Genomic DNA, 16,595 nt, shown 5'->3' on the forward strand with positions numbered 1-16,595 from the left:
TAGCGCATGCCATACATGGATAACAAGCTGAAGATTTTCTCGGGGAATGCGAATCCGGAACTGGCAAAGGAGATTGCAGATCACGTCGGCATCGAGCTTGGCAACGCGAGCATCGTCCGCTTCTCGGACGGTGAAGTGCGGATCAAGATCGAGCAGAGCGTTCGCGGTTGCGACGTGTACGTCGTCCAGCCGACCTCCGCTCCGGCCAACGAGCACATGATGGAACTGTTGATCATGATCGACGCGCTCAAGCGGGCTTCGGCCAAGTCGATCAACGTCGTCATCCCGTACTACGGCTATGCACGCCAAGACCGCAAAGCCCGCGCCCGCGAACCGATCACGGCCAAGTTGGTCGCCGACCTGCTGTCGACGGCAGGGGCGCAGCGCGTGATCACCATCGACCTGCATGCAGGCCAGATCCAGGGCTTCTTCAACATCCCGGTCGATCATCTGCTGGCAGAGCGCATCCTCTCGAACTATTTCCTCGAAAAGAACCTCGACGACGTGGTCATCGTCTCCCCGGACATGGGTGGCGTGACCCGTGCGCGCACGATGGCAGACCGCCTCGGCGCCGGCATCGCGATCATCGACAAGCGTCGCCCGGAGCCGAACGTCTCCGAGGTCATGAACATCATCGGCAACATCGAAGGCAAGACGGCGATCATGATCGACGACATGATCGACACCGCCGGCACCATCGCCCAAGGCGCGAAAGCCCTGATGGAGCGCGGTGCCCGCGAAGTCTACGCGTGCTGCACCCACCCGGTCTTCTCGGGCCCGGCGATCCAGCGTCTGCAGGACTCCGTGATCAAAGAGGTCGTCGTGACCAACTCCATCGCCCACTCGGCGGAGGACTTCGAAGGCTGCGACAAGATCACCGTCCTCTCGATCGCACCTCTCATCGGCGATGCGATCATCCGCATCCACGAGGAAGTGTCGGTTTCGACGTTGTTCTAAATTAGCAAAAAGGACCTGGCAACTTTACGTTGCCGGGTTTTTTTATTCTCCTTTTGGGCATCCTGTTCAGGTAGAAGCACCGACAGTTTTGGAAAGAACGGGAGGAACTCGCAAATGGCTACCAACCGCATCACACTGGAAGCAGGGCGCAGACTTGCGCTGACCAAAGGCGAAAAGCGCCAAATCCGCAACCGCGGCGACGTGCCGGGCGTTCTGTACGGCAAAGACGTGCCGCCGCAAGCGATCTACATCAAGCATGAATCGTTCAAGCAGATCAAAGGCCACGGCCGGATGCTGGTGGACGTGAACATCGAGGGCACGAACCGCATTGCGGCGTTGATTCAAGAGATCGACCGCGACATGCTGAACAAATTCCCGGTGCACATCGACCTGCACGCCGTCGACCTGCGCGAACCGGTCAAAGTGGAAGTGCCTGTCATCCTCGACGGACTGGAAAGAGTCGAGAAACAAGGCGCGGTGATCCAACAACTGATGCGCGAAGTGGGCATCCGCTGCCTGCCGACCGAAGTGCCGGAGTTCATCACCCACAACATCGCCGACCTCAAAATCGGCGAAAACCTCACCTGCGCACAGATCGTGCTCCCGAGCGGCGTCGAGCTCAACCAAGAAGGCGGCGACGTCATCTGCATGATCGTCGAAGCGAAAAACGCACCGCCGGAAACCGAGATCGAACCGAAAGAACCGGAGATCGTCCACGACCAAGAAGGCAAGGGCAAGGAAGCGATGGTATAAGAACCAAATAAGATGTTCAGAAAAAGTACCGACCTTACAGGTGGGTACTTTTACTATTTAATAAAATAATAAATGACCATGTCCGAACGATTGACCTTTGGGATGATCGAACCAATTAAAAGGGGTGATCAAAGATGATGAAGAAGATCACAATCGCTACTGCCGCGCTCCTATTGGCAGCAAGTACTTTGCATATCACAGGCAAAATGCTGGCAGCGGGGATGTCGATTGAGGCACCAACGTCTCCTGGAAAAATCAAAGAGAGGGAAGCACTTGAAAGTGCCAAGCAACAGTCCCCTGGTTGGGCACGGGACGCCAAGGAAGTGAAAGTAGAGTACCACTTGATGACAAATAAACGGTACCAAGGATTTTCCGAGGAAGCATTGGAGAAGAACGCAAATTTAAAAGCAAACAAGCACATGAACAAGACTCCAGTATACATCGTCTCGTTTATAGGCATGGAGTACGAAGTCGGTGCACCCATCAAGTACAAAGGTGAAAAGATAATCCATCATGAATACAACGTTGTGGTCGACGCCACGACAGGAGTTCCTTTGATGGGGTTCTCGCATCGATAAGAGAGGGATCATCCATCTCTTTTTATTTGCATCCCCTACCCAAAACGGGTATCGTAAAGGAATAGGCTACCATCAGGAGGAACGCCCCGCATGAAACTGATCATCGGACTTGGCAACCCGGGCAAGGAATACGAGATGACCCGGCACAATATCGGCTGGATGGCGCTCGACCGTCTGGCGAAAGAGTGGAACATCGACGTCACGAAAAGCAAATACCGCGCGCTGTACGGCGAAGGCACGGTCAAAGGGGAAAAGGTCGTGCTGCTCAAGCCGATGACCTATATGAACTTGTCCGGCGAATCGCTGTCGCAGGCGATGCAGTGGTACAAGCCGGATCTCAAGGATATCGTCGTGCTCTATGACGACATGGACATCCCGCTTGGCAAGCTGCGTCTGCGCACCAAAGGCTCACCAGGCGGGCACAACGGCATCAAGTCGCTGGTGCAGCACCTCGGCACGCAGGAGTTTAACCGCGTGCGCATGGGCATCGGCCGTCCGCATCCGGGCAGCGATGTCATCAAACATGTTCTGACAAATTTCCGCAAAGAAGAAGTCGAAGATGTCGAAAATGCGGTCTCAAAAATCGGCGACGTCATAGAATGTATCATCGACCAAGGCTTCTTGATCGCGATGAACCGGTTTAATTAGGCAGGAGATGCTCATACTAGTTGGGAGCACACACAAGGAGTGATTCCCAATGCGTATCATCTACTATTGCAGACACTGCCACACCAACCTCGGGGAGATCGACGGTCAGCGCGTCGACGAAGCAAGACTCGGCTTTCGTTCCTTGACGCCTGAAGAAGCGGCCGATATAATTACTTATAATTCCATTGAAAATTCAACCTACGTTAAAACGGTCTGCGAACATTGCCAAGAAGCACTCGATGCACATCCGGAACTGAATCTGCTATCCAATCCGTTGCAATAGACCACCAATACTGAAACTGACAAGGCCTTAGCAGACGGCTAAGGCTTTTTTTGCTCTTGCGGAGGGGATGTCTTTGTTTTCATTGATCAACATCTTGCATACGGACGCTGAGTATCTGCGCGTCATCAACGGCATTCGCGAAGGGCTTCGCGAACAGCTCGTCACAGGACTGACAGGCTCCTCCCAGCACCTCTGGTTTGCCGGGATTCGGGGCTCTTTGGCGCGTCCGATGCTGATCGTCACGCACAACACCAGCCGTGCCCAGCAGGTCTACGAAGATCTGCTGGAACTTCTGCCAAGCGAAGACGTGCGCCTGTTCCCGGAGCGGGAGATCGGATTTGCCGACATCATGGCCTATTCGCCGGAACTGGCGGCCACCCGCCTTGCCGTGCTGGAAGCGCTGGCAGCGGGTCGCGCCCCGGTCGTGATCGCACCGGTGTCGGCGATCCACCAACCGATCTCGTCGCCGACGGCGTTTCGCGATGCATTCCGGGAGCTGGCGGTCGGTGACTCGGTCGACCTGAACGAACTGATCTCGCATCTGATCCTGCTCGGCTATGAGCGGGTTGACATGGTCGAGGCCAAGGGCGAATTTTCTCTCCGGGGAGGCATTCTCGATCTGTTCCCGTTGACCGGGGAGGATGCGATCCGAATCGAGTTCTTCGACGTGGAGATCGACTCGATCCGGATGTTTGACGCGACCAACCAGCGCTCGAAAGAAAAACTCGACCGCGTCACGCTCGCTCCGATCCGCGAAGTGTTTGCCGAGCCGGAGCGTCTGCAAGCGGCAGGTCGGGCCCTGCGTCTGCGCCTCGATGAGCACCTGACCAAACTCAAAGATCAGGAAGTGGCCGACAAACTGCGCGAAAATCTCGGTGCCGATATCGAGCAGATGGAGCAGGGCCTGAACTTCCCGAACCTCGTCCGCTATCTGGAACTGCTCGATCCGCAGACGCCGAATCTGCTCTCCTACCTCTCGCCGGACGCGCTGTTGCTGTTCGACGAGCCGGCCCGCCTGCGTGAGACGATCAAGATCATCGAGCGCGAGGAATCGGAGTGGCTGACCACCGCCCTCGAATACGGCGAGATGATCCCGGGCCTCGTCTCCGAGCGCAACCGCGCCGAGATGATGAGCGACAAGTCCAAGCAAAAGCTGATGTTCTCGCTGTTCACCCGCGCCATTCCGGGGCTCTCCCCGCAGGCGATCATCAACACCAGCGTGCGGTCGATGCAAAACTTCCACGGCCAGATGAACGTGCTCAAAGCCGAACTGGAACGGTGGGGCAAAATGGGCTACCGCGTCGTCTTCCTCGCCGCCAACCAAGAGCGGGCCGAGCGGATGCACCGCGTGCTCGAAGACTACAAGATGGAAGCCGACCTGCGCAAAGACTGGGACGGACACGGGCTGCGTCCGGTCATTTTGGAAGGCAACCTCGCCACCGGCTTTGAAAATACGGGTCTGAAACTGGCGGTGATCACCGAGACCGAGGTGTTCACCAACAAAAAGAAAACCCGCAAAGTCCGCTCCTCGATGTCGGATGCTCAAAAGATCAAGTCGTACCAAGATCTCAAAGTTGGCGATTACGTGGTGCACATCAACCACGGCATCGGCAAATACATGGGCATCCAGACCAAAGAGATCCTCGGCATTCATAAAGATTATCTGCAGATCAAATACAAAGGCAAAGACGAGCTCTTTGTCCCCGTCGAGCAGATCGACCTCGTGCAAAAATACATCGGTGCCGAAGAGAAGGAGCCGAAGATCTACTCCCTCGGCGGCACCGACTGGCAGCGCGTGCGCTCGAAAGTCCAGTCGGCCGTCCAAGACATCGCCGAAGAGCTGATCAAGCTGTACGCCAAACGGCAAGCGACGCCGGGTCACCCGTTCGGTACTGATACGGCGTGGCAGCGCGAGTTTGAGGCGATGTTCCCGTACACAGAGACGGACGATCAGATGCGCTGCATCGAAGAGATCAAAAAGGACATGCAAAAGTCCCGCCCGATGGACCGCCTGCTCTGCGGCGACGTCGGCTACGGCAAAACGGAGGTCGCCGTGCGCGCTGCCTTTAAAGCGGTGATGGACGGCAAGCAGGTCGCCGTGCTCGTGCCGACGACGATCCTCGCCCAGCAGCATTACGAGACGTTCAAAGAGCGTTGCTCCGGGTTCCCGGTCAACGTCGAGCTGATCTCCCGCTTCCGCAGCAAAGCGCAGATCACCGAAGTGCAAAAAGGGATGAAGGCAGGCTCTGTCGACATCGTCATCGGCACGCACCGCCTCTTGTCCAAAACGTTCGGCTTCAAAGACCTCGGCCTGCTGATCATCGACGAAGAGCAACGCTTTGGCGTCACGCACAAGGAAAAGCTTAAGCAGCTCAAGACCAACGTCGACTGTCTGACCCTCACCGCGACGCCGATCCCGCGCACCCTGCACATGTCGATGATCGGCGTGCGCGACCTGTCTGTCATCGAGACGCCGCCGGAGAACCGCTTCCCGGTGCAGACCTACGTCGCCGAATACAGCGACGCGGTGGTTCGCGAGGCGATCGAACGGGAGCTCGGACGCGGCGGGCAGGTGTATTTCCTCTATAACAAGGTCAACGGCATCCAAGAGATGGCCGCCCACCTGCAGATGCTCGTCCCCGATGCAAAAGTCCTCGTCGGCCACGGCCAGATGAACGAGGATGAGCTGGAGCGGACGATGATCGATTTCCTGCAAGGCGACGCCGACGTGCTCGTCTCGACGACGATCATCGAGACCGGTCTCGACGTGCCGAACGTCAACACGCTGATCGTGCACGACGCCGATCACCTCGGCCTCTCGCAGCTCTACCAATTGCGCGGCCGCGTCGGTCGTTCCAATCGCATCGCCTATGCCTACTTCACCTATCAACGGAATAAAGTATTAACAGAGGTGGCCGAAAAGCGTCTGCAGGCGATCAAGGAGTTTACGGAGCTAGGCTCCGGTTTCAAGATCGCGATGCGCGACCTCTCGATCCGCGGTGCGGGCAACCTGCTCGGGGCGCAGCAGCACGGCTTTATCGCGTCGGTCGGCTTTGACCTGTACTCGCAGATGCTCGGCGAGGCGATTGAAGAGCTGAAAGGCGAAAAGGTCGAGCAACTGCCCGATCCGACCGTCGAGCTGTCGGTGGATGCGTACATCCCGACGCATTACATCATGGATGCCATGCAAAAGATCGAAATCTACAAAAAATTTGTGGGCGCACGCACGCTCGAAGAAGTGCGCGATCTGGAGGAAGAGGTCGAGGACCGCTTTGGCGACATCCCGACCGAGGTGCGCAATCTGCTCGCCGTCTCCCGCCTGAAAGCGTACGCGATCCGCTACAAGATGACCGAGATCAAGCAGACGCACACCGGCGACGTGCTGATCAAACTGCATGAGAGCGAAAACGGCAACGTGGACGGGGAAAAACTGTTCTCGCTTTCCCGCGAGTTTAAAAACTTGAAGCTCACCGCGCAGCAGCAGATCGTCATGACGTTCAAAGTGAAAGGCTTGAAAGAGGATCAATTGCTTCAAATGCTGGAGAAATTCATGGAAGCCTACAAGATCGTGCCAAAGCACAGGGAGGTCTTGGAGAATGTCACCGGGTAACAGATGGCGTTCCTTGTCCTGCGCCTTCGTGCTGGCGGCGTCGCTGTTTTTGACCGGTTGCACCGATGGGGACACCGAGAACAAAACGGCGGTCGTCGCCACGTACCAAGGCGGGCAGATCACCGCCGCCGAGTTTGAAAAGCAATTTCACCTCGGCCGCGATCTGATCATGCCGGATTTCCAAGTGAACGAGGAGAACAAGCGCAAATTTCTCATCGAGTACATCACCTTGTACAAAGTGCTAACCAAGCAAGCGACCGACGCCGGGATCAAACCGGACGAAGCCGCTCTCGACGGCCAGGTGAAAGAGTACAAAGAACAGGTCGCCGCTCTGGTCTACAACGGCGACCAACAGGCGTTCGAACAGCGGCTGAAGCAATTTGCGATCCGCGACGAAGACATCAAGGAGCTCGCCCGCCAAGACGAACTCCTGCGTCTCTACAAATCGGCGAAGATCGGCGAGATCAAGCCGACCGAGGAAGAGCTCCAGACCTATTTCGGGCAGCACAAAGGCGCACTCTCGACCGGCACCGTCTCTCACGTACTCGTGAAGACAGAAGCGGAAGCGAAGGCGGTCAAAGAGCGCCTTGGCAAAGGAGAGGACTTTGCCGCCGTCGCCAAAGAACTTTCCCTCGATCCGACAGCCAAGGAGAACGGCGGCCGGATGGCGGACGTGCAGTTTGACCTGTTTGTCCCGGAGTTTCGCGATGCGGCGGCCACGTTGCCCCTGAACACGCTCTCCGACCCGATCCGGACCGAATACGGCTGGCACATCCTGCGCGTCGACAGCCGCCAAGAGCCCGCCTTCGACGCGGTCAAAGCGGACGTGATCCTCAAGGTCAAAGAGGTCAAAGAGAACGCGATCTGGAACGATATCTATGAAAAAGCGCAGGCAGAAGCGGAGATCAACGTGAAGATATAAATCTCGATCTGTCTGCCGCAACAGGAAAGCCGCCCCGACTCGGGCGGCTTTTTCTTGTGCTGGCAAATGATGAATAAATGGGCAAATCCCGCCCCATACTATCATCACTTTCCCCACAAAAAGGAGGGCGGACGCACGGGAGAGACGGCATCCCACCAACAGTTTCCTTTGGTAAAAACGTTGACAACGGGACAAGATAATGCCAACAACATAACTGCTGACCCAGCCAATCCATACACCATTCATACCCCATTCTTCCACGGAAAGAGAGGTCGAATCGAAGAAATGAAAGCAACAGGTATTGTACGTAGAATCGACGATTTGGGCCGTGTCGTAATTCCGAAGGAAATCAGAAGAACCCTCCGCATTCGCGAGGGCGATCCGCTGGAGATCTTTGTCGACCGCGACGGAGAAGTCATCCTCAAGAAATACTCGCCGATCGGTGAGCTGGGCGACTTCGCCAAGGAATATGCAGAATCGTTGTCCGAAACGCTGGGTCACATCTGCCTGATCACCGACCGCGACGTCATCATTGCCGTATCCGGCACGTCCAAGAAAGACTTCATGGAAAAGCCGATCGGCGCAGACGTCGAAAAGGCGATGGAAGACCGCAAGACGGTCGCCACCTTCACCGCCGGTGAGTTTGGGATCACCCGCGACAAAGCGGAGGCGTTCTCCGGGCAAGTCATCGCCCCGATCATCGCCGGCGGCGACCCGATCGGCACCGTGATCATGCTCTCCCGCGATGAAGCCGCCAAGATGGGCGAATTGGAAACCAAGCTGGCCGAGACGGCAGCCGGATTCCTCGCCAAGCAGATGGAGCAGTAATTCTACTCACAGCCAGCCAGCAATCATCCGATTCATACGGAAAGGGACAGGCCGATCCCAGATGGCCTGTCTTTTTTCGCCTCCCCGCTCATAACATGGAAAAAGACAAGTTGACTGTTATAATGGGGAGGAGACGCAAGATGTCGGACCGCAACCTGTTTTTACGCGGCGCGCTGGTGCTCGGGCTGGCCGGGATCTTATCCAAGCTGCTCGGGTCTGTCTATACGATCTTTTTGCAAAACATCATCGGGGACCGGGGGATCGGGCTGTATCAGATGGCCTATCCGATCTATTCGACGCTGTTGATCCTGTCGACCGCCGGATTCCCGGTCGCCGTCTCCAAATTTGTCGCGGAACACATTGCGTTGGGCGACTACACCGGCGCCAAAAAAGTGTTTCGCGTCTCGTCGGTGCTGCTCGCCGTCACCGGGGTGGCGTTTTTCCTGTTGCTGTTCTTTGGCGCGGATGAGTTTGCTCGGATGTTTGGCGATGCGGACGCGGCCTACGCCATCAAAATGATCGCGCCCGCGCTGCTGGTCGTGCCGCTGATGAGCGCCATCCGCGGCTATTTTCAAGGCTGGCAGCGGATGGAGCCGACCGCCACGTCGCAGCTCGTCGAGCAGTTCGTCCGCGTCGGGACGATCCTCGCCTTGGCCACGCTGCTCCTGCAATGGGGCTACAGCGAGGCGCACGCGGCGGCGGGGGCAGCGTTTGGCGCGTTTACCGGCGGGCTGTGCGGATTTGTCGTCTTGCTCGGCTATGCCTGGCGCAAGCGGGAATATTTCCGCCACGATGTGCGCATGAAAAATAAAGTGCCGCCGCAGCGGACGTGGGCGGTCGTCAAAAAGCTTTGCTGGTACGCGTTTCCCGTCTCGCTCGGGGCACTGGTCGTCCCGCTGATGAACAACATCGACGTGGTGACGGTCGTCAACCTGCTCAAGCAATGCGGCTACTCGCAAGCGGAAGCCACGGAGATGTTCGGCCTGCTGACCGGGCGCGCGTTCAAATTGATGCTGCTCCCGACCACGTTTGCCTCCGCCATCGGCACGGCGCTGATGCCCGCCATCGCGGCGGCGATCGCCATCCGCAACATGCGGCAAGTGTCCGCCCGGATGGAGCTGTCGATGCGGATGACGATGCTGGTGGCGCTGCCGTCGGCGGTGGGGCTGGCTCTGCTCGCCGAGCCGATCGACATCATGCTGTTCAAAGACATGCAGGGCTCCGAGGTGATCGTCTGGATCGCGGCCGCCACGCTGTTCGCCTCCATCCAGCTGACGACCTCGGCGATCCTGCAAGGCATCGGCCGCGTGTATCTGCCCGTCAGAAACCTGTTCATCGGCGCGGTGGCAAAGCTCGGCCTGAACGTCGCGCTGATCCCGCTGTTTGGCATCAACGGGGCCGCTCTGGCGACCGTCGTGTCCTACCTGATCGCGACGATGCTGAACCTCTACAGCATGTACCGCCGCACCGGCGTCGTGTTCGATCTGCGCTCGATGCTGGTCCGCCCGATGCTCGCGACATTCTTCATGGCGGTGGCGGTGTTTGGCATGGTGACGTACGTCGCTCCGATCCTCGACGCGCAGATCGAGTCGGACCGCCTGTTCGCCGGTGCGACCGCTCTGTCGTCCATCGGGGCGGCGACGCTCGTCTATGTGGTCGCACTGCTCGTGACCGGGACGGTGACGCGTCAAGATCTGCACGCCGTGCCGCGATTTGGCCCTCGACTGGCCGCCTTTTTCGCAAAGCTCGGCATGATACGATAGGAGTGAAATGACAGATGGCACAAGTGACCATCGTCGGGCTCGGTCCCGGCTCGTGGGCGGGGCTCCCGCTCGGGTCGTGGAACCTGCTCGACGAACAGACTCAGCAAAACGGTGCGATCCTGCTGCGCACCGAACGCCATCCGGTGGTAGACGATCTCCGCAACAAGGGGATCGTCTTCACTGCGTTGGACAGCTATTACGACGCAGGAGACAGCTTTGAAGAAGTCTACAACCGCATCGCGGAGCACGTGATCGCGACGGCGAAGGAAAAAGGGCATCTCGTCTACGCGGTGCCGGGTCATCCGGGCGTGGCGGAGACGACCGTGCAACTGCTCCGCAAAAAAGGCCCGGAGGCGGGCGTCGCCATCAAGATCGGCCCCGGCCACTCCTTCCTCGACGACCTGTTTGCCGCCGTCGGCGTCGATCCGAACGACGGGACGCTGTTGCTCGACGGGACGAGCCTCCTGCCGCGCCAGATCAACCCGAGCCTGCACACGGTGATCGCGCAGGTGTATTCCCGCGACGTGGCGTCCGACGTGAAATTGACCCTGATGGGGCAGTATCCGGACGACTACCAAGTCACCGTCGCCCGCGCCATCGGCATCGAGGGAATGGAGCGGATCGAGACGATGCCGCTTTTCGAGATCGACCGCCTCGACTGGATCGACCACCTCACCTCCGTCTACGTGCCCGCCACGCTGGAGGAGCGCGTGATCAACCGCCAGCTCTGGCAGTTCCGCGACATCATCGCCGCCCTGCGCGACCCGGACACCGGCTGCCCGTGGGATCTCAAGCAGACGCACCAATCCCTGCGCAAATACCTGCTCGAAGAAGCGTACGAAGCGGCCGACGCCATCGACCGCGAGGACTCGTTCGACCTGGCCGACGAGCTCGGCGACGTTTTGCTCCAGATCGTGCTGCACGCGCAGATCGGCTCGGAGGAAGGCACGTTTGATCTCTATGACGTGATCCAGTCGGTCACCGACAAGATGATCCGCCGCCATCCGCACGTCTTTGCCGCCGCACAAGCGGATACGGCGGAAGACGTGGTGGCAAACTGGCAGGAGATCAAACAGCAGGAAAAGGCGGACGCGGGCGTGGAAGAGCTCTCTCTGCTCGACAGCATCCCGGTGTCGTTGCCTGCTGTGACGGCCGCTTACCGCTTGCAAAAGAAAGCGGCCGACGTCGGATTTGACTGGGATGATATGCAGGACGTATATGCGAAGATCAAAGAAGAAATAAATGAGTTGGAAGAGACGGACGATAAAGAAGATGAGTTTGGCGACCTGCTGTTTGCGATGATCAATCTGTCCCGCTTCTGGAAGATCGACCCGGAAGAAGCGCTGTCCCGCACCAACCGCAAGTTCCGCCGTCGTTTCGCCTATGTGGAAAAGCGTCTGCGCGAGATGGGCAAAACGCCGGAGCAGAGCACGCTCCAAGAGATGGACAAGCTGTGGGACGAGATTCGACATCAGGAAAAATCCTGAAAAATCAACAAAGAGCCCGCACCGATGCAGGAATTTGCAACCATCAGGACGAATTAGCAAGTGGAATTTTTTTTAACCCACAGACATTTGTCACTTGAAAGGGGCATTTTTCGACAATGAACAAAGTGGAACTGATCGCGGCAGTCGCCGAGAAGTCCGGCCTGAAGAAAAAGGACGCAGAGATTGCGGTTAACTCCTTCCTGGAAACGATTGAAGAAGCGTTGAAAGCTGGCGACAAAGTCCAGTTGATCGGCTTTGGCACGTTCGAGACCCGCAAGCGTTCCGCACGCTCCGGCCGCAACCCGAAGACCGGCGCGGAGATCACCATTCCGGAATCGGTCGTTCCGGCTTTCAAACCGGGCAACAAGCTCAAGGAAGCGACGAAGTAATACATGCGTTTGGATAAATTTTTGAAGGTATCCCGGATCATCAAACGCCGCACCTTGGCCAAAGAAGTCTGTGACCAAGGCCGCATCGCGATCAACGGCCGCCCGGCTAAAGCCAGCGCCAAAGTCGCAGCAGGCGATGTCCTCACGATCACCTTCGGGACCAAGATCGTCGAGGCTCGCATTGAGATGATCCAAGAGTCCGCGAAAAAAGAAATCGCCGCTCAGATGTACACCATCCTCTCCGAAACGCGCAAAGAAGGCGACCCCGCCTTGGATGACAGCGACGACGAGGAGTAGGGAGACGGAGCCGGCTCAAACAGAAGCATCCTGTCAGCGGAAACGCGGGCGGGGTGCTTTTCTTTCTGTAACCAAACACAACCCGGCCGCGTCCCAAACATAGGAGGTGCGAGTCGGCATGTGGAAAAAAATCATTCTCGCCGCCCTGGCACTTGGGGCGGCTTTGTTTATTTATGGAGAAGCAAAGACGGAACAACAGGAGCTCGTCTCCTCATTTGGCGGGCTGACGCAGTTGGTCGTGCTCGACGGAATCGAGAAAAAGCGGGTGCTGGTGCTCGATGCCGGAACGCAGGAAGTCCAGTATGAGATCCCCGCCGGGAACAATCCGCAGGTGGAGGTCTCACCGAAACAAAAGCGACTCTATTTGTTTGACGGAGATCGCCTGAAAGTGATCGATCTGCAGAGCGGGCAGGTGCTGAAGGAGACGGACGTGCCGCATCGCGTCAAATACACGATCTATGCGGATTTCACCGAGATCTCCCGCGACGGCCGGACGCTCGTAACGGCTGCACTCGATGATGAGACGAGGACGGAGTGGGTCACGCTGATCGACACCGAGACGCTCGAAGTGCGCAGCACGGAGCCGCGTCCGTACGACAGCCTCGACATCGCCTGTGCAGGCCGTGACACCGCGCAGATGCTCGTCACCGACGCAACAGGGCACAGAGCCTGCTCGACGTCGCACAGGCGGTTCTGAAGCCGCGTGAGGGGGTGGAGACGAACGGGATGGATCTGCTCACCGCTGCCGAGCACGACGGAGACGGGTACATCCGGGTGCGGGAGGACGGCACCGTCTATGAAGTGAACGGCCAAGACTTGAGCGTCACCCGCACGTGGAAGATCCCTCTCCCCCGATTGACGAAGGTCGTCAACGTGCGCGGACTTGCTTTGACGCCTGATGATCGGACGCTCATCGTCGGCGTGCTCGATCCGAAATGGATCGGCACCGGGTTTGACCGTATCCTGATGGTCGATCGGCAGACGGGTGAGATTCGCGACACGATCAAGATCACCGACAGCGAAACGGCCCGCTCTCTCCAGTTGCTCCCGGACGGCACGATCGCCGTCTACGGCAACGGCTCCTACAAAAAAGGGGTCCACGACGTCATCGAAATCTACAACATCGCCGACACGGCGCACGTCAAACGCATCGCCGGCATCGAGTCGATCCCGATGCCGGTCGAAGTCCTTGGAACGGTTCTGTGAAAACAGGGCCGTTTCTTTTTTTAGTATTGAAGAGACGACCCCCCGCATAGATTGTACCAATACGAAATCTGGGAACTATCGACGGGGAGGAACAGACAAATGCCGGACGATCGCATCCGAAATAAACAGTATCAACTCCACGAAGTGACTCTCAAAAACAGACAGAACCTGGAAGTCAACGGGGTGCTGAACGTGGAGAGCTTTGACGCTCACGAGTTTGTGCTCCAGACGCACTATGGATTTTTGGCGATCCGCGGGGAGAACCTGCACATCAAAACGCTCAATCTGGAAGGCGGATTTGTCGCCATCGAAGGGTTGATCTACGACATGGGGTACTTTGACGAAGGTGTGTCGCCGGGTGAAAAGGCAAAAGGCTTTTTCTCCAAGCTGTTCAAATAACGGGCGGGGTAATGCCGGAAAGGAGGAGGGGCAGTGACCCTCACGATGCAATACCTCACCGTGTTTGCGATGAGCGTCAGCGGCGCGGTGCTCGGCGCTGTGTACGACGTGTACCGCACCATTTTGAAGGAATGGAAATATCTTAGATGGATGGGATCGATCCTCGATTTCTCCTACTGGATCTTCGCCCTGCTCTGGGTGTTGTGGTCTTTGCACTGGGCCAATCACGTCGACATGCGGCTCTATATCTTCTTGATCATGGCGATCGGTCTCGGTCTGTACAGGCTCTTGCTGCGCAAGGCGGTCGTCGGCTCCACCGTCGGCATGGTCATGGCGGTCACGTGGTTCCTGCAGGCGGTGTGGCGGATCTTCCTGATCACCGTCGTCGGCCCGCTGCTGTGGCTGTGGCGACTGCTGCTGGCTCTGCTGCGCCTGATCGACCGCGTCGCGCGCGGGATCGAGAGCATCCTGCTCTGGCCGTTCAAGCCGCTGCTCCACACACTGGAATGGCTCGGACGCGTGCTCTACCGCTGGACGGTGCAGCCGTTGATCGAGCCGGTGATCAAGCCGGTCAAAAAGCAGATCGACGCGTGGATGCGTCCGTTAAGAAAATTTGCTAGTCAGACAAAGGCAAAGTGGAAAGGATTCCTGCGTCGCGTGGCGAATTGGTTAACAGATTCCGACTCGGATGAGAACAACCAAAAACGCGATTAGACAGGAGGAAGCCTCACGATGACAAAGCCGGCCCGATCGAACGTTCTGTCCCTGCCAAAGGATCAGGAGACGAAGCCGCATCCTGCAAAACAACCTGCTGGCAAAGGACAAAAACGCCGAGTGAAAGGGCGCACCGTGGTGCTGCTGGGCATCACAGCTTGGGCTGCGTACGTGTTCTTCTTTGTCCAAACGCCGGATATGAACCGTCTGGAAGAGGATCAGGCGCGCCTCGACGCGCAGATCCAACAGGCAGCTCAGACGAATCAGGAACTGCAAGAAAAAATCGACCAACTTCAAGATCCCGATTATATCGCAGAGCTCGCCAGGAGAAAATATATGATGGTCAAAGAGGGCGAAACCCTCTTCGTCGAGCCCAAACAATAAGCTTCCAACCTTTGCTTTTCTTGGGCTCCCTTGAACTTTTCCCGATCTCTCGTTATAATTTTTTTAGTGGAATCTTTTTGTGTACCTTTAGAGGAGGAGCTTTTTTTACATGGCCATCGAATTGGGCAGCAAATTGGAAGGCAAAGTCACCGGGATCACGCATTTCGGTGCATTCGTATTGCTTCCTGGTAATGTGACGGGTCTCGTACACATCTCGGAGATCGCAGACACCTACGTCAAGGATATCAACGATCATCTGAAGGTCAACGACATGGTGCAGGTCAAAGTCATCAACGTAGACAAGGATGGCAAGATCGGCCTCTCGATCCGTCAGGCGAAAGAACCGGCTCCGGGCGCACCGGCACCGGCTCCCAAGCGCGACTTCGGTCCGCGCGGTGACCGTCCTCCTCGCGGGGATCGTCCGGGCGGCGGTCCGCGCGGCGGCAACCGTCAAGGCGGCGGCGGTCGTCTGAACTTCGAAGACAAGCTCAACCGTTTCATGAAGGAAAGTGAAGACCGTCTGTCCGCACTCAAGCGCAACGATGCGAAACGCGGCGGACGTGGCGGACGTCGCGGGTAACACCCCGCATATACCGGCATCCTGAATGACTCGGGATGCCTTTTTTCTAGTGACGAAACCTGAGTAAAATTCTCCATTTTGACACACCCTAGATCTTGTCTTTATAATAAAATAGTTGTAGACCGGATTTTTGGGTATTCTTAATGGATAATCCTGAGTTTTGAGAGGTGACAAGTCTCATGTTCTTGCTTGAAGGTATGACTTTGCATCCGATCAGCGTCGGTATCTGCTTCCTGCTGTTCGCGATCCTGGCTCTTTCGACCATGTTCTCCATGGTCAAACAACGCAAGATGGGCCTCGCGGGCATGATGTTCGTCTTCGCAGCGCTGCTGGTCTGGAGCGCGTACATCTCGGCATCCGTATCGGCTGTCTAAACACCCGGAAAAAGCCTGCTCCCTCGCGGAGCAGGCTTTTTCAATGCGTGCAATAATCAGAATAATGTTATTTTACATGAGCCGTGCACTTTTCATACCCCTCCACATACTGTATAACGTCAAGCGACAAAATTAGAGAAAGTACGTGGAGGGAAATCATCATGGGTTTTAATTTGAATGAGATGCAAGAGTACAGCGCGCTGAAATATCACGAACTGCGGATCGCCGAGCTGGAGTCGTTCTGGAAGCGGTTTGGCTATTGGCTGTTCGATGACAAAAAGAAACAAGCATCCTGACGAAAAAAGCCACCGACCTTTGTGGTCGGCGGCTTTTTTCTATTTGGCTTTGCGCGTGTATTTGCTGTACATCCACCAGATGGTGAGACCGACCAGCACGAGCACGCTGACGCCGATGAATGCGTAC

20 protein-coding genes are annotated in these 16,595 nt (G+C 57.1%); all 20 read left to right on the forward strand.

The features are described 5' to 3' along the window. Positions 1-6: 6 nt before the first annotated feature. On the forward strand, positions 7-957 hold the full coding sequence (locus OS242_RS18740) for a ribose-phosphate diphosphokinase (RefSeq protein WP_267153223.1): 951 nt from the start codon (positions 7-9) through the stop codon (positions 955-957). Between the two features lie 114 nt (positions 958-1,071). Continuing rightward, positions 1,072-1,710 carry a 50S ribosomal protein L25 gene (locus OS242_RS18745; protein WP_267153224.1) on the forward strand — a complete coding sequence of 213 codons (639 nt, stop codon included), beginning with the start codon at positions 1,072-1,074 and terminating at the stop codon, positions 1,708-1,710. Between the two features lie 134 nt (positions 1,711-1,844). After that, positions 1,845-2,288 (forward strand): hypothetical protein, encoded by a 444-nt coding sequence (locus tag OS242_RS18750; protein WP_267153225.1) that lies wholly within the window; start codon positions 1,845-1,847, stop codon positions 2,286-2,288. A gap of 90 nt (positions 2,289-2,378) precedes the next feature. Continuing rightward, a complete protein-coding gene (gene pth, locus OS242_RS18755; RefSeq protein WP_267153226.1) occupies positions 2,379-2,936 on the forward strand; it encodes an aminoacyl-tRNA hydrolase in 558 nt (185 codons plus the stop codon). Between the two features lie 49 nt (positions 2,937-2,985). Next, positions 2,986-3,219, forward strand: coding sequence for an anti-sigma-F factor Fin (locus OS242_RS18760; RefSeq protein ID WP_267153227.1), 234 nt, complete (start codon positions 2,986-2,988; stop codon positions 3,217-3,219). Between the two features lie 73 nt (positions 3,220-3,292). Beyond that, on the forward strand, positions 3,293-6,829 hold the full coding sequence (gene mfd, locus OS242_RS18765) for a transcription-repair coupling factor (protein ID WP_267153228.1): 3,537 nt from the start codon (positions 3,293-3,295) through the stop codon (positions 6,827-6,829). Further along, complete coding sequence (locus OS242_RS18770) at positions 6,816-7,751, forward strand: peptidylprolyl isomerase (RefSeq protein ID WP_267153229.1); 936 nt, start codon at positions 6,816-6,818, stop codon at positions 7,749-7,751. Before mfd ends, OS242_RS18770 begins: the two co-directional genes overlap by 14 nt. Positions 7,752-8,036: 285 nt before the next feature. Beyond that, a complete protein-coding gene (spoVT, locus tag OS242_RS18775) occupies positions 8,037-8,579 on the forward strand; it encodes a stage V sporulation protein T (RefSeq protein WP_267153230.1) in 543 nt (180 codons plus the stop codon). Positions 8,580-8,719: 140 nt separating this feature from the next. Further along, on the forward strand, positions 8,720-10,342 hold the full coding sequence (locus tag OS242_RS18780) for a putative polysaccharide biosynthesis protein (RefSeq protein ID WP_267153231.1): 1,623 nt from the start codon (positions 8,720-8,722) through the stop codon (positions 10,340-10,342). A 14-nt stretch (positions 10,343-10,356) separates the two neighbouring features. Beyond that, a complete protein-coding gene (yabN, locus tag OS242_RS18785; protein WP_267153232.1) occupies positions 10,357-11,829 on the forward strand; it encodes a bifunctional methyltransferase/pyrophosphohydrolase YabN in 1,473 nt (490 codons plus the stop codon). A 116-nt stretch (positions 11,830-11,945) separates the two neighbouring features. Continuing rightward, on the forward strand, positions 11,946-12,218 hold the full coding sequence (locus OS242_RS18790) for an HU family DNA-binding protein (protein WP_267153233.1): 273 nt from the start codon (positions 11,946-11,948) through the stop codon (positions 12,216-12,218). Positions 12,219-12,221: 3 nt separating this feature from the next. Beyond that, complete coding sequence (locus OS242_RS18795) at positions 12,222-12,515, forward strand: RNA-binding S4 domain-containing protein (RefSeq protein WP_267153234.1); 294 nt, start codon at positions 12,222-12,224, stop codon at positions 12,513-12,515. 118 nt (positions 12,516-12,633) lie between these two features. Further along, on the forward strand, positions 12,634-13,212 hold the full coding sequence (locus OS242_RS18800) for a YncE family protein (protein WP_267153235.1): 579 nt from the start codon (positions 12,634-12,636) through the stop codon (positions 13,210-13,212). A 29-nt stretch (positions 13,213-13,241) separates the two neighbouring features. Next, entirely contained in the window at positions 13,242-13,721 is a 480-nt protein-coding gene (locus OS242_RS18805; RefSeq protein ID WP_267153236.1) for a YncE family protein, read from the forward strand. A gap of 99 nt (positions 13,722-13,820) precedes the next feature. Continuing rightward, entirely contained in the window at positions 13,821-14,120 is a 300-nt protein-coding gene (yabP, locus tag OS242_RS18810; protein WP_267153237.1) for a sporulation protein YabP, read from the forward strand. Between the two features lie 33 nt (positions 14,121-14,153). After that, positions 14,154-14,834: a spore cortex biosynthesis protein YabQ gene (gene yabQ / locus OS242_RS18815; protein ID WP_267153238.1), complete on the forward strand. Its 681-nt coding sequence runs from the start codon at positions 14,154-14,156 to the stop codon at positions 14,832-14,834. Between the two features lie 18 nt (positions 14,835-14,852). Further along, complete coding sequence (locus tag OS242_RS18820; RefSeq protein WP_267153239.1) at positions 14,853-15,218, forward strand: FtsB family cell division protein; 366 nt, start codon at positions 14,853-14,855, stop codon at positions 15,216-15,218. A 109-nt stretch (positions 15,219-15,327) separates the two neighbouring features. Beyond that, the gene (locus OS242_RS18825; RefSeq protein ID WP_267153240.1) at positions 15,328-15,798 is read left to right on the forward strand and encodes a S1 domain-containing RNA-binding protein; all 471 of its coding nucleotides are present in this window, start codon (positions 15,328-15,330) and stop codon (positions 15,796-15,798) included. A gap of 179 nt (positions 15,799-15,977) precedes the next feature. After that, positions 15,978-16,172, forward strand: a complete 195-nt coding sequence (locus OS242_RS18830) for a hypothetical protein (protein ID WP_267153241.1) — start codon at positions 15,978-15,980, stop codon at positions 16,170-16,172. A 161-nt stretch (positions 16,173-16,333) separates the two neighbouring features. Continuing rightward, positions 16,334-16,468, forward strand: coding sequence for a hypothetical protein (locus OS242_RS18835; RefSeq protein ID WP_267153242.1), 135 nt, complete (start codon positions 16,334-16,336; stop codon positions 16,466-16,468). Positions 16,469-16,595 lie beyond the last annotated feature (127 nt).

Source organism: Tumebacillus lacus (genome assembly GCF_026410385.1).
Taxonomy (GTDB): Bacteria; Bacillota; Bacilli; order Tumebacillales; family Tumebacillaceae; genus Tumebacillus; species Tumebacillus lacus.

Bases quoted from the DNA above. Each gene is read 5' to 3' on its own strand.
- OS242_RS18770 (WP_267153229.1), top strand. From the start codon at position 6,816: ATGTCACCGGGTAACAGATGGCGTTCCTTGTCCTGCGCCTTCGTGCTG.
- OS242_RS18740 (WP_267153223.1), top strand. From the start codon at position 7: ATGCCATACATGGATAACAAGCTGAAGATTTTCTCGGGGAATGCGAAT.
- pth (WP_267153226.1), top strand. From the start codon at position 2,379: ATGAAACTGATCATCGGACTTGGCAACCCGGGCAAGGAATACGAGATG.
- OS242_RS18780 (WP_267153231.1), top strand. From the start codon at position 8,720: ATGTCGGACCGCAACCTGTTTTTACGCGGCGCGCTGGTGCTCGGGCTG.
- OS242_RS18820 (WP_267153239.1), top strand. From the start codon at position 14,853: ATGACAAAGCCGGCCCGATCGAACGTTCTGTCCCTGCCAAAGGATCAG.
- OS242_RS18745 (WP_267153224.1), top strand. From the start codon at position 1,072: ATGGCTACCAACCGCATCACACTGGAAGCAGGGCGCAGACTTGCGCTG.
- OS242_RS18800 (WP_267153235.1), top strand. From the start codon at position 12,634: ATGTGGAAAAAAATCATTCTCGCCGCCCTGGCACTTGGGGCGGCTTTG.
- yabN (WP_267153232.1), top strand. From the start codon at position 10,357: ATGGCACAAGTGACCATCGTCGGGCTCGGTCCCGGCTCGTGGGCGGGG.
- OS242_RS18825 (WP_267153240.1), top strand. From the start codon at position 15,328: ATGGCCATCGAATTGGGCAGCAAATTGGAAGGCAAAGTCACCGGGATC.
- yabP (WP_267153237.1), top strand. From the start codon at position 13,821: ATGCCGGACGATCGCATCCGAAATAAACAGTATCAACTCCACGAAGTG.
- OS242_RS18830 (WP_267153241.1), top strand. From the start codon at position 15,978: ATGTTCTTGCTTGAAGGTATGACTTTGCATCCGATCAGCGTCGGTATC.
- OS242_RS18750 (WP_267153225.1), top strand. From the start codon at position 1,845: ATGATGAAGAAGATCACAATCGCTACTGCCGCGCTCCTATTGGCAGCA.
- OS242_RS18760 (WP_267153227.1), top strand. From the start codon at position 2,986: ATGCGTATCATCTACTATTGCAGACACTGCCACACCAACCTCGGGGAG.
- OS242_RS18790 (WP_267153233.1), top strand. From the start codon at position 11,946: ATGAACAAAGTGGAACTGATCGCGGCAGTCGCCGAGAAGTCCGGCCTG.
- OS242_RS18795 (WP_267153234.1), top strand. From the start codon at position 12,222: ATGCGTTTGGATAAATTTTTGAAGGTATCCCGGATCATCAAACGCCGC.
- spoVT (WP_267153230.1), top strand. From the start codon at position 8,037: ATGAAAGCAACAGGTATTGTACGTAGAATCGACGATTTGGGCCGTGTC.
- OS242_RS18805 (WP_267153236.1), top strand. From the start codon at position 13,242: ATGGATCTGCTCACCGCTGCCGAGCACGACGGAGACGGGTACATCCGG.
- OS242_RS18835 (WP_267153242.1), top strand. From the start codon at position 16,334: ATGGGTTTTAATTTGAATGAGATGCAAGAGTACAGCGCGCTGAAATAT.